The organism is Mycolicibacterium chitae, from assembly GCF_900637205.1.
In the GTDB taxonomy this organism is placed as follows: Bacteria; Actinomycetota; Actinomycetes; order Mycobacteriales; family Mycobacteriaceae; genus Mycobacterium; species Mycobacterium chitae.
In genome coordinates this window covers 351608-364151 of record NZ_LR134355.1, presented here as the reverse complement: position 1 = coordinate 364151, position 12544 = coordinate 351608, and the positions used below count along the sequence as shown (strand labels likewise).

9 protein-coding genes are annotated in these 12544 nt (G+C 70.1%); 7 read left to right on the top strand and 2 right to left on the bottom strand.

From position 1 onward, the window contains the following. Positions 1-18: 18 nt before the first annotated feature. From EL338_RS01780 to EL338_RS01765, 4 genes are all read left to right on the top strand, one after another. Positions 19-507, top strand: a complete 489-nt coding sequence (locus tag EL338_RS01780; protein WP_126332168.1) for an inorganic diphosphatase — start codon at positions 19-21, stop codon at positions 505-507. Positions 508-634: 127 nt separating this feature from the next. After that, positions 635-2302 carry a DUF222 domain-containing protein gene (locus EL338_RS01775; RefSeq protein ID WP_126332167.1) on the top strand — a complete coding sequence of 556 codons (1668 nt, stop codon included), beginning with the start codon at positions 635-637 and terminating at the stop codon, positions 2300-2302. An 82-nt stretch (positions 2303-2384) separates the two neighbouring features. Then, positions 2385-3284, top strand: a complete 900-nt coding sequence (locus EL338_RS01770; protein WP_126332166.1) for a metal-dependent hydrolase — start codon at positions 2385-2387, stop codon at positions 3282-3284. 1 nt (position 3285) lies between these two features. After that, a complete protein-coding gene (locus tag EL338_RS01765) occupies positions 3286-4386 on the top strand; it encodes a PDR/VanB family oxidoreductase (protein ID WP_126332165.1) in 1101 nt (366 codons plus the stop codon). Here the strand turns inward: EL338_RS01765 and EL338_RS01760 are convergent. Both EL338_RS01760 and EL338_RS01755 read right to left on the bottom strand, forming a co-directional pair. Continuing rightward, complete coding sequence (locus EL338_RS01760) at positions 4348-4761, bottom strand: hypothetical protein (protein WP_126332164.1); 414 nt, start codon at positions 4759-4761, stop codon at positions 4348-4350. The genes EL338_RS01765 and EL338_RS01760 overlap by 39 nt on opposite strands. 71 nt (positions 4762-4832) lie before the next feature. After that, positions 4833-5813, bottom strand: coding sequence for a TerC family protein (locus EL338_RS01755; RefSeq protein WP_126332163.1), 981 nt, complete (start codon positions 5811-5813; stop codon positions 4833-4835). Positions 5814-6045: 232 nt separating this feature from the next. Here EL338_RS01755 and EL338_RS01750 point away from each other — a divergent pair, with 232 nt between their 5' ends. The 3 genes from EL338_RS01750 to EL338_RS01740 are packed head-to-tail and all read left to right on the top strand — an operon-like array spanning position 6046 to position 12538. After that, positions 6046-9948, top strand: coding sequence for a Pls/PosA family non-ribosomal peptide synthetase (locus EL338_RS01750; RefSeq protein WP_126332162.1), 3903 nt, complete (start codon positions 6046-6048; stop codon positions 9946-9948). Then, on the top strand, positions 9945-11276 hold the full coding sequence (locus tag EL338_RS01745; protein WP_126332161.1) for a M1 family metallopeptidase: 1332 nt from the start codon (positions 9945-9947) through the stop codon (positions 11274-11276). Before EL338_RS01750 ends, EL338_RS01745 begins: the two co-directional genes overlap by 4 nt. Continuing rightward, on the top strand, positions 11273-12538 hold the full coding sequence (locus tag EL338_RS01740; protein WP_126332160.1) for a hypothetical protein: 1266 nt from the start codon (positions 11273-11275) through the stop codon (positions 12536-12538). The genes EL338_RS01745 and EL338_RS01740 overlap by 4 nt, the downstream gene beginning before the upstream one ends. The last annotated feature ends 6 nt before the right edge of the window (positions 12539-12544 follow it).

Here is a 12544-nt window from a genome sequence, read left to right as displayed (position 1 = left end):
TGCGAAGGAGTCCTGCCGGTGGAGTTTGACGTCACCATCGAGATCCCCAAGGGGCAGCGCAACAAGTACGAGATCGACCACGACTCCGGTCGGATCCGGCTGGACCGCTACCTCTATACCCCGATGGCGTACCCGGCCGACTACGGCTACATCGAGGACAGCCTGGGTGAGGACGGCGATCCGCTGGACGCGATGGTGCTGCTGCCGCAGTCGGTGTTCCCGGGCGTGATCGTCGAGGCCCGCCCGGTGGGCATGTTCAAGATGGTCGACGAGGCCGGCGGCGACGACAAGGTGCTGTGCGTGCCGGCCGGCGATGTCCGCTGGGACCACGTCCAGGACATCAGCGACGTGCCGAGCTTCGAGCTCGAGGCCATCAAGCACTTCTTCGTGCACTACAAGGACCTCGAGCCGAACAAGTTCGTCAAGGCCGCCGACTGGGTGGGCCGCGCCGAGGCCGAGGCCGAGGTGCAGCGCTCGTTCGAGCGGTTCAAGACCTCCGGGCACTGATCCTTTCTGTGTTCCGCTGTGGGTTATCCACAGTGTCGCGCCGTGGGTTATCCACAGTGTCGTTTTGATCCACAGGTGGGTGGTTTCGGTGGTGCGCCGGGGTTGAGGTCGGCTTACTGTCGAACGTATGTGCGAGTTGCTGGCGGATCCTGAGGAGTTGGCTTCGGCCGACGATGCCAGGGTTGTGGACGCCATCTCGGGGTTCGCCCGCGCCGAGAACAGCGCCGCCGCCAGCCGGCTGGCCGCGATCGCCGAACTCATGGACCGCCGCCTCTTCAACATCGACGACGAACGCGAACTGTGGGCCTGCGACGGCTGGGACAGTGTCGCGGCCGAAGTCGCCGCCGCCCTCGGGCTGACCCACCGGCGTGCCTCCACCCAGATGCACCTGGCCCATGCCCTACGGACCCGGATAACGAAGACCGCAACCAAGCTGGCCAACGGTGAGCTGAGCCTGCGCACTGCGACCACGATCGCCTGGCGCACCAAACTCGTCGAAGACCCCACCCTCTTGGCCACCATCGACGCCGAACTGGCCGCCAAAGCCACCCGGTTCGGGACGCTGTCGGACAAGGCCCTCGACAACGCCATCGACGCCGTACTCGCCGAACACGACCCCGACGCCGTCATCGAGCACCGCGACGCCAACCGCAACCGCGACGTCCAGTTCGGCAAACGCGACGACACCACCGGCACCACCTCGATGTACGGCAGCCTCACCAACGTCGACGCCGCCCTGTTCGACCGCCGGCTACGCGCGATGGCCACTAGCGTCTGCGCTAACGATCCCCGCACCACCGGGCAACGCCGCTCCGATGCCGTGGCGCTGCTGATCACCGGCGCCGATCGACTGCCCTGCCGCTGCGGCAACACCGAATGCCCGGCCACCACCGCCCCCGACACCCGCGCCGAACACATCGTCGTCCACGTCGTCGCCGACCAACACGCCGTCCAGCAAGCCCAAGCCGCCAACACCGCGGCCAGAGCCGAAGCCCAAGCGCGGCGCACCGCCAAGACGGTCGAGGGTGCTGCTAGGGCTGACGAGCGCGTCGAGTCCGCAGAGACCGCGGCCGACACCGGCGACACTGCACGCGAGATCCCGCAAGACGGACACGCTGCCCCACCGTCCGAATGCGCGGAGCCCAAGGCCAAGGCCGACGACACCCCCGACGACACCCCCGTCGAGCCCGCAGCCCCCAAAGACCCCACCCCGCAACCCAATCCCGGCAACCGCACCGCGGTCCTGCAAGGCGGCGGCATCGTCCCCGCACCACTGCTGGCCGAACTGGTCGACACCGGCGCCACCGTCAAACCCCTGCGGACCCCCGCCGAGGCCCCCGAACCGCGCTACCGCCCCTCCGCGGCGCTGGCCACCTGGGTCCGCGCCCGCGACATGACGTGTCGCTTCCCGGGCTGTCACACCCCCGCCGAACGCGCCGATCTTGACCATACGATTCCTGATGGTCAAGGCGGGCCGACCCACCCGTCGAATCTGGCTTGCCTGTGCCGAAAACACCACTTGTTGAAGACTTTTTGGACCGAATGGTCTGAAACCCAACACCCCGACGGCACCATCGTCTGGACCACACCGGCAGGCAAGACCTACACCACCTACCCCGGCAGCAAGATCGCGTTCCCGAACTGGAACACCACCACCGCCACCCTGCCCGCACCCACCCGACCCACCAAGCCCACCAACCCCGACCGCGGCCTACAAATGCCCCGCCGCCAACGCACCCGCAAAGCCGACCAAGCCCAACGCATCAAAACCGAACGGGGCGGTCGCGACCCCTGACGCCGGACCCGGGGCACTACCCGGTACCGCAAGTACCGTATTCGGACTACAGTGCAGAACTGAGCGAGAAAGGTGTTCAGAAATGTTGCGCCCACATCGATCCGCACGCGAAGTCGATCCCGGCCCCGTTCAGATCCACGCCCGCAACGTGCACTTCGACGTCGACGGGGTCGGCCCGCACTGGATTCCCGGCCATCCGGCGGCCTCGCACATGGCCAACCTGCTCAACGTCATCCTGCCCACCGCCGAGCGTTGGTTCGTCCAGGCGTTCAACGAGGCCCTGCCGCACGTGCGCGACCCGCAACTGGCCGCCAACATGCGCGGATTCATCGGCCAGGAGGCCATGCATGCCGACGTGCACGACAAGGTGCTGCACACCTACCTCGAGGACCACGGCCTGGAACCGGGGCCGATCCTCGACCTGGTGGAGCACATCTTCGAGAAGGTGCTGGCCCCGAGCACGTCGACCAACGAGCGCCGCCGGCTCAACCACCTGCGCGAACGACTCTGGCTGATCGCGGCCATCGAGCACTACACCGCGGTGCTGGGCGACTTCACGCTGAACAACAACTGGGACGACCACGCGGCCGACCCAACGTTCGCCGACCTGTTCCGGTGGCACGGCAGCGAGGAGGTCGAACACCGCTCGGTGGCCCACGACGTGGCGGTCTACTTCCACGACAGCTACCTGGCCCGGATCCGCGCCATGACCGTGGTGGTGCCGATGATGTTCGGCTTCTTCCAGAAGGGCACCTGGTATTTCCTGAAGAAGGACCCGACGGTCGACGTCAACTGGTGGCAGTTCAACCGGCTACGGATGCGGGACTCGAAGCTGGGCCTGCTGCCGAAGTTCCGCAACCTGTTCGGCACGCAGACTCTGGCCTATTTCGGTCCGCGATACTCGCCCGAATACATGGGGTCGACGGCCCAGGCGGTGGCCTACCTGGCCGCCTCCCCGGCCGCCCGAGCCGCGCTGCACTGACATGCGGCTCCTTCAGCGCCTGCGCCAGACCCCGCCGAGCCTGTCGGGTCAGTTCCGGCACGACCCGTCGATCCGGTTCGCCGACCTGGCCATCAACGGCCTGTGGGCATTGTCGGGAGCTGTTGTCCGCAAACCGATCTCGCCGCCGGCCGAGCAGCCGCTCACGCTGACGGTGGCCGACCGCACCGTCGTCGCGCACGATCAGGACGTCATCGAACTGCGTCTGACCCCCGCACCCGGCGCGACCCTGCCGCCGTGGCACGCCGGAGCACACATCGACGTGCACCTGCCCAGCGGACGGGTCCGGCAGTATTCGCTGTGCGGCGACCCGAACAGCGACGACCACTACCGGATCGCGGTGCGCCGCATCCCCGGTGGCGGCGGCGGATCGGTGGAGATCCACGACCGACTCCCGGTGGGCGCCACCATCACCACGCTGGGCCCGCGCAACGCGTTCCCGCTGGCCGTCCCCGGCTACGGTTCGCCGGCCCAGCGCTTCCGCTTCATCGCCGGCGGCATCGGCATCACGCCGATCCTGTCGATGCTCACCGTCGCCGAACGCCTGGGCGTCGACTGGTCGATGGTCTACGTGGGCCGCAGCCGCGACAGCCTCCCGTTCCTCGACGAGGTGGCCCGCTTCGGGAACCGCATCGAGATCCGCACCGACGACGTCGACGGCCTACCCACCGCGGCCACGCTGCTCGGGGACTGCCCCGACGGCACGTCGGTGTACGCCTGCGGGCCCGCGCCCATGCTGGCCGTGATCCGCGCGGCGCTGGTCGGCCGCGACACCGTGGAACTGCACTACGAGCGGTTCGGCGCCGCACCCGTCGTCGACGGCGAACCGTTCGAGGTGACGGTCGCGTCCACCGGGACGACGGTGCAGGTGGCGGCCGACGAGACGCTGCTGGCGGCCCTGACCCGGGCCGGGGTGGCGGCGCCGTACTCGTGTCAGCAGGGCTTCTGCGGGACCTGCCGCACGCGCGTGCTGGCCGGCGACGTCGAGCACCGCGACACCCTGCTCACCGAGCCCGAGCGCGCCGAGCAGATGCTCACCTGCGTCTCACGCTCGGCGGGCGCCCCGCTGACGCTGGATCTGTAGCCGGCGCAACGTCTGCTCGCCGAGCGCCCGGACGTCCTGCTGCTCGGCGGCCGGGATCAGCGTGACCCCGTCGGCCACCCCAAGGGTGTAGATGTCGTCGACCAGCCCGGCGAGGCCCTCGACCGTGCCGACGTAGTGCACCGCATCCCCGGCGGGCTTCGCCGTGGCCAGCAGCCGCCGCGCCGACCGCCGGTCCTCGGCGATCAGCACGGTCAGGTCCAGCACCACCGCCGCGCCCGTGTCGGCGCGCAACCGGCCGGTGGAGCGCTGCGCGTGCTGCAGGTCGCGGGCCTGCAGCCGCACCGCGGGATCGCCACTATTGGTCAGTTCGGTCCAGTCGTCGGCCGCCTCGACGAAGACTCGCAGGTTCGACATGGCACCACGCTAGGAAGGCCGCCAAACCATGTCGCCGGTTGTACTCACCCGGAGTCGAACCCGGAGGCGAATCAGCCTTCGCGCTCCCGGGCCAGCAACCTGGTCCTGATCAGGCTGGCGATCATCGTGATGAACAACGTCAGGATGATCACGCCCAGGCTCCACAACGTCGGGATCTCCGGCACCGGCACGCCCTCGCCGCCGTTGATGAACGGCAGTTCGTTCTCGTGCAGCGCGTGCAGGAACAGCTTCACGCCGATGAAGAACAGGATGAACGCCAGCCCCTGGGACAGGAACACCAGTCGGTTGAGCATGTCGCCGAGCAGGAAGTAAAGCTGCCGCAGGCCCATCAGCGCGAACACATTCGCGGTGAACACGATGTAGGGCTCGCGGGTCAGGCCGTAGATGGCGGGGATCGAGTCCAGCGCGAACATCAGATCGGTGGTGCCCAGCGCGACGATCACCAGGAACATCGGCGTCATCAGCCGCTTGCCGGTGCCGTCCTTGAGCCAGAGCTTGAGCCCGTCCCACTTGTCGGTGAAGTTCAGGCGCGAGCGGGCGAACTTGACGATCTTGTTCTCGCCGTCCTCGTCGCCGCCGGTGTCGCGGATCAACTTGTACGCCGTGTACACCAGGAACGCGCCGAACGCGTAGAAGATCCAGGAGAACCGCTCGATGGCGACGGCGCCGAGCGCGATGAAGATGCCGCGGAAGATCAGCGCCAGGATGATGCCGACCATCAGCGCCTGCTGCTGGAACTTCTTCGGCACCTTGAAGCTGGCCATGATGATGATGAAGATGAACAGGTTGTCGATCGACAGGCTGTATTCGGTGAGCCAGCCGGCGAAGAATTCGAGCCCGTACTGCTCGCCGTGGAAGTTCCAGGTCCAGATGCCGAAGGCGATGGCCAGGCCCACGTAGAACGACAGCGCGATGCCGCATTCACGCATGGTGGGCTCGTGCGGTTTCCGCGCGATGTAGATGACGTCGAAAAGCAGGATGGCAATGGTCACCCCAAGGGTGATCATCCATTCGGCCTGAGTGACGTTCAATGCAGTTCCTCCGGTCGTCAAAGCGCCAGAGGTCTCTTCCACCGCTCGCATCGTCAGCGGTCCACGGCGCCGGTCGTCCGATGACGGTCGACGTGATGACGACTCCGCGGCGAAGGAGTACTCCCCTCTGCCGGACAGTCTGTCAGTTCCTGGCCGCGGACGCGAAGTCAACCCCGAATCGCCCGTTAGCCGCCGTCCCGCAGACATGTTGGCGGCTTAGTATCTTCGACCTGTGGCAGCGGACCCCAACCACGAGATTCCCGCTCAGTACCTGCTATCGGAGCAAGCACCCGCTCCGCGCACCCTGATCGACATTCTCTACGACACCGCGGCGCGTCATCCCGACGCCGCGGCCATCGACGACGGCACGGTCCAGCTGACCTACAGCGAGTTGACCGCCGACATCGAGGACAGCGTCAAGTGGCTCGCGGCGCGCGGCATCGGCCGCGGCGACCGCATCGGGATCCGGATGCCCTCGGGCAGCTACGCGCTGTACGTGGCGATCCTGGCGACCCTGGCCGCCGGGGCCGCCTACGTGCCCGTCGACGCCGACGACCCCGACGAGCGCGCCGAGCTGGTGTTCGGCGAGGCCGGGGTGGTCGGCGTCATCACCGAGGCCGGGCTGATCCGCGGACCGGGTTCCTCGCGCGGCTGGCGCGCCGGGGCTCCGCTGGGCCGCGACGACGCCTGGATCATCTTCACCTCCGGTTCGACCGGCACCCCGAAGGGTGTTGCCGTCACCCACCGCAACGCGGCCGCCTTCGTCGACGCCGAGGCCCAGATGTTCCTGCGGGACAACCCGATCGGGCCCGGGGACCGGGTGCTGGCCGGCCTGTCGGTGGCGTTCGACGCGTCCTGCGAGGAGATGTGGCTGGCCTGGCGGCACGGGGCGTGCCTGGTGCCCGCGCCGCGGTCGCTGGTCCGCAGCGGCATGGACCTGGGGCCCTGGCTGGTGTCCCGTGACATCTCGGTGGTCTCCACCGTCCCGACGCTGGCGTCGCTGTGGCCCGCCGAGGCCCTCGAACAGGTTCGGCTGCTGATCTTCGGCGGCGAGGCCTGCCCGCCGGAGCTGGTCGAGCGCCTGGCCGTGGAGGGCCGCGAGGTGTGGAACACCTACGGCCCCACCGAGGCGACCGTGGTGGCCTGCCTGGCCGAACTCGACGGCAAGGGCCCGGTCAGCATCGGACTGCCGCTGCCCGGCTGGGACCTGGCCGTCGTCGACAAGGACGGCCGCCAGGTCGGCTACGGCGAGACCGGCGAACTGGTGATCGGCGGCGTCGGCCTCGCGCGCTACCTCGACCCCGACAAGGACGCCGAGAAGTATGCGCCGATGCCGCTGCTGGAACCCGCCGGGGCATGGAACCGCGCCTACCGCAGCGGCGACCTGGTGCGCCTCGAACGCGACGGGCTCTATTTCCAGGGCCGCGCCGACGACCAGGTCAAGGTGGGCGGCCGCCGCATCGAACTCGGCGAGGTCGACACCGCGCTGGTCAACCTGCCCGGGGTGTCCGGCGGGGCCGCGGCGGTGCGCAAGGCCGCCGGCGGCACCCCGCTGCTCGTCGGCTATATCGCCAGCGCGGACCCGGACTTCGATCTCAAGGCCGCCCGCGCCGCGCTGTCGGCGACGCTGCCCGCCGCGCTGGTGCCGCGGCTGGTGCTGGTCGACGAGCTGCCGACGCGCACCTCCGGCAAGGTCGATCGCGACGCCCTGCCATGGCCGCCGCCGGGCGCCGACCAGCCCGAGACCACCGAGCTGGACGGCACCATGGGCTGGCTGGCCGGGCTCTGGCGCGACGTCCTGGGAGCACAGATCGACGGCCCCGAGGCCGACTTCTTCGCCCTCGGCGGCGGCTCGCTGACCGCGGCGCAGCTGGTGGTCGCGCTGCGCGAACGCTATCCGCAGCTGACCGTCGCGCAGCTCTACGACCATCCGCGGCTGGGTTCGCTGGCCGGCTACCTCGACGAGCTGGACCCGCCGGTCAAAGTCGAGCCGCGCCGCGTCGAACCCACCCCCGTCGGCACGCAGGCCGCCCAAGTGCTGCTCTCGGTGCCGCTGGCCACCCTGGCCGCCGCGCAATGGGTGACCTGGCTGGCACTGGCGAACAACGTCGCGGCCGCGGTGCTGCCGCAGGCGCCGGCGTGGCTGGTGCCGCTGAACTGGTGGTGGGTGATCGCGGCGTTCCTGGTGTTCGTCACGCCGCTGGGCCGGATGGGCATCGCCGTGCTGGGCGCCCGGGCGCTGCTGTCGAACCTGCAACCCGGCAGCTACCGCCGCGGCGGGCCGGAACACCTACGGGTCTGGCTGGCCGAACGCCTCTCGGAGGCCAGCGGCGCGGAGAACCTCGCCGGCGCGCCGTGGCTGGTCTACTACGCCCGCGCGCTGGGCAACCAGGTCGGCAAGGGCGTCGACCTGCACTCCGCTCCCCCGGTGACCGGCATGTTGACGCTCGGGCACCGCAGTTCCATCGAACCCGAGGTCGACCTGTCCGGGCATTGGATCGACGGCGACGTCTTCCACGTCGGCCCCGTCACGATCGGCAACGACGCCACCGTGGGTGCGCGCACCACACTGCTGCCCGGCGCGGTGGTGGGCAAGAACGCCGACGTCGCCGCGGGTTCCGGCGTGATCGGCAAGGTCAAGAACAAGCAGTACTGGAAGGGTTCGCCGGCGGTGAAGTCCGGCAAGGCCCAGCACCCGTGGCCGGACCACCGCCCGCCGCGGGCCCCGCTGTGGGTGCTGGTCTACGGCCTGACGTCGATGCTGCTGGGCGCCCTGCCGCTGGCCGCGCTGACCGCCGGGCTGGCGGTGATCGCCTACGCCGTGCGCGGGACCGCGACGCTGACCGACGCGATCGTGCCGGCCCTGCTGTGGGTCCCGGTCGCCACGCTGGCGGCGCTGGTGGTCTACGCGGCCCTGACCGTGCTCGCGGTGCGGCTGCTGGCGATCGGGCTGCGCGAGGGCTACCACCCGGTCCGCAGCCGGATCGGGTGGCAGCTGTGGGCCACCGAGCGGCTGATGGACGGCGCCCGCAACTATCTGTTCCCGGTGTACGCGAGCCTGCTGACGCCGTGGTGGCTGCGGCTGCTCGGCGCCAAGATCGGCAAGGGCACCGAGATCTCGACGGCCCTGCTCACCCCGAAGTTCACCGTGGTCGAGGACGGCGCGTTCCTGGCCGACGACACCATGGTGGCCAGCTACGAACTGGGCGGCGGCTGGATCCACGTGGCCAAGGCCACCATCGGCAAGCGGGCGTTCCTCGGCAACTCCGGCATCACCCAGCCCGGCCGCCGGGTTCCCGACGACGGGTTGGTGGCGGTGCTGTCGGCCGCCCCGCGCAAGGCCAAGCGCGGCTCGTCGTGGCTGGGTAGCCCGCCCATCCGGTTGCGCCGCCAGCCCGACGAGTCCGACGGGCTGCGCACCTTCGCGCCGAGCACGGCCCTGAAGGTGATGCGCGGGATCGTCGAGACCTGCCGCCTGATCCCCGTCATGGTGACGTTCGCGATCGGCGTCGCGGTGCTCGGCGCGCTGCAGGCGTTGGCCGTGCGCTTCGGCTGGGGTTGGGCCGCCCTGGCCGGCGGGCTGGTGCTGCTGGTCGCCGGCGCGGTGGCCGGCACCATCTCGGTGATCGCGAAATGGCTTGTGGTGGGCCGCATCCGCGCGGTCGAGCATCCGCTGTGGTCGTCGTTCGTGTGGCGCAACGAGGTCTCGGACACCTTCGTCGAGACCGTGGCCGCGCCGTGGTTCGCCCGCGCCGCCAGCGGCACCCCGGTCATGAACATCTGGCTGCGCGGGCTGGGCGCCGACATCGGCCGCGGGGTGTGGTGCGAGACCTACTGGCTGCCGGAGGCGGACCTGGTGACCCTGGAGCGCGGCAGCACGGTCAACCGCGGTTGCGTGGTGCAGACCCATCTGTTCCACGACCGCATCATGCGGATGGACACCGTGGTCCTCGAGGACGGCGCCACGCTGGGCACGCACTGCGTCGCCCTGCCCGCCGCCCGGCTGGGCGCCGGCGCCACCGTGGGACCCGCCTCGCTGGTCATGCGCGGCGACGAGGTGCCGTCGTCGACCCGCTGGCAAGGCAATCCCATTGCGCCGTGGGGCGTTCCCCGCAAGAAGGGCCGCCGAGCGTGAGGAACCCCAGGAAGAAGGCCCCGCCCAAGCCGCCGGTGATCGACCCCTACGTGCCCGGCAGCGGCAACTTCGGCTACCGGGTGTCGCGCTACGAACTCGACCTCGAGTACAAGGTGTCGGCCAATCGGCTCACCGGCGAGGCCACCATCACCGCCGTGACGCTCGCTGCGCTGCAAAGGTTTTCACTGGATCTCTCCGACGCGCTGGCCGTCTCGAAGGTCACCGTGAACGGCCGTCGACCCCAGGCGTTCACCCGCGCCAAGGGCAAGGTCAACATCGTCCTGGCCGACACCGTCGCCGCCGGGGCCGCGCTGACCGTCGTCGTCCGCTACGGCGGGAACCCGCGGCCCATTCGGAGCCCATGGGGCGAGGTGGGTTTCGAGGAGCTCACCAACGGCGTGCTGGTGGCCGGCCAACCCAACGGCGCGACCTCCTGGTTCCCGTGCGATGACCACCCCAGCTCGAAGGCCAGCTACCGGATCCAGATCAGCACCGACAGCCCCTACCGCGCGATCGCCAACGGCGAGTTGCTGTCTCGGCGGGTGCGGGCCGGGGTGACCACCTGGACCTACGAGCTGCCGGAGCCGACCTCGACCTACCTGGCGACCCTGCAGATCGGCGAGTACGCGACCTACGAACTCGCCGAGTCCCCGGTGCCGATGCGGGCCGTGCTGCCCGAATCACGCAAGGGCAAGTTCGACGCCGACTTCGCCAAGCAGCCGCAGATGATGAAGCTGTTCCAGAAGCTGTTCGGCCCCTACCCGCTGGCCAGCGGCTACACCGTGGTCATCACCGACGACGACCTCGAGATTCCGCTGGAGGCCCAAGGCATTTCGATCTTCGGGGCCAACCACTGCACGGGATCCGGGCACTCGGAACGGCTGATCGCCCACGAACTGGCGCACCAGTGGTTCGGCAACAGCGTGACGGTGCGACGCTGGCGCGATATCTGGCTGCACGAGGGCTTCGCCTGCTACGCCGAGTGGCTGTGGTCGCAGGAGAGCGGCGGGCCCAGCACCCAGCACTGGGTCGAGCACTATCACGCCAAGCTCGCTGCTTCCCCGCCCGATCTGCTGCTGGCCGACCCGGGGCCGGAGGACATGTTCGACGACCGCGTCTACAAGCGCGGCGCGCTGACGCTGCACGCGCTGCGCGGGGTGATCGGCGACAAGAACTTCTTTGCCCTGCTTCGGGATTGGGCCGACCGGTACCGGCACTCGACGGTGGTCACCGACGACTTCACCGGGCTGGCGGCGCACTACTCCGATGTCTCGCTGCGGCCCCTGTGGGACGCCTGGCTGCACTCGACCGCGGTTCCGCCGTTGTGACCGACGCCGCGGTACCGACCGGCCCCGCCGGACCCATCGCGCGCAGCGGGGTGGCCCGGGTGGGCGTCGCGACCGCCGTCACCGCGGTGTGCGGATACGCCGTGCTGTACCTGGCCGCCAGCGATCTGGACCCGGCCGGATTCTCGGTGTTCGCGGTGTTCTGGGGCGCCTTCGGGCTGGTCACCGGCGCGGCCAACGGCCTACTGCAGCAGAGCACCCGGGAGATCCGCCTGGCCCGGACGGCGCCTGCACGGGTCGGCCCGACCACCCGTCCGCTGCGGGTGGCCGCCGTGGTGGGGGTGCTGTCGGCCGCGGCGATCGCCGCCACCGCAGCACTGTGGTCCGCGCACGTCTTCGTCGAATACCGTTGGCTCTCGGTCGCTTTGCTGGCCCTGGGCCTGGCGTGCTTCTGCCTGCACGCCACCCTGCTGGGCATGCTGGCCGGGGCCAACCACTGGTCGCAGTACGGCGCGCTGATGGTCACCGACGCCGTGACCCGCGTGTTGGTCGCCGCGGCGACGGTGGTGGTCGGCTGGGGCCTGGTCGGGTTCCTGTGGGCCACCGTCGCGGGCGCGATGGCCTGGCTGGCGCTGCTGGTGGCCTCCCCGGTGGCCCGGGCGACCGCGGCCCTGGTCGCCCACCAGGACACCCGCAGCTTCCTGCGCGGCGCCTCCCACGCGATCGCCGCGGCCGGCGCCAGCGCCATCCTGGTGATGGGCTTCCCGGTGCTGCTGCAGGCCACCTCGACGGATCTGGGCGCCGCCGGCGGCGTGGTGATCCTGGCCGTGACGCTGACCCGGGCCCCGCTGCTGGTCCCGCTCACGGCCATGCAGGGCAACCTGATCGCCTACTTCGTCGACCACCGTCGGCGCCGACTGCGGGCGCTGCTCGCACCGATCGCGCTGGTCACTGCCATCGGCGCCGTCGGGGTCGCGCTGGCCGCGGCCACCGGCCCCTGGCTGCTGCGGGTCGGCTTCGGCGCGGACTACGTGACCACGGGCACGCTGCTGGCCTGGCTGACCGCGGGCGCGGTCGCCATCGCGGTGCTGACGGTCACCGGGGCCGCGACGGTGGCAGCGGCCCTGCATCGCGCCTACTCCGTCGGCTGGGTGGGCGCCACGGTGGCCGCGGCCGCCCTGCTGACGCTGCCGCTCGAGCTGGAAACCCGCACGGTGATCGCCCTGCTGTGCGGGCCGCTGGTGGGCATCGCCGTGCACCTGTACGCGCTGGCGGCATCCCGACCCCGGCGCGTCCCTCGGTAGCATCGT

What these genes read in the sequence shown, in the direction of transcription:
- EL338_RS01775 (WP_126332167.1), top strand. Translation starts at nt 635, where the DNA reads ATGTGCGAGTTGCTGGCGGATCCTGAGGAGTTGGCTTCGGCCGACGAT.
- EL338_RS01765 (WP_126332165.1), top strand. Translation starts at nt 3,286, where the DNA reads ATGCGGCTCCTTCAGCGCCTGCGCCAGACCCCGCCGAGCCTGTCGGGT.
- EL338_RS01760 (WP_126332164.1), bottom strand. Translation starts at nt 4,761, where the DNA reads ATGTCGAACCTGCGAGTCTTCGTCGAGGCGGCCGACGACTGGACCGAA.
- EL338_RS01770 (WP_126332166.1), top strand. Translation starts at nt 2,385, where the DNA reads ATGTTGCGCCCACATCGATCCGCACGCGAAGTCGATCCCGGCCCCGTT.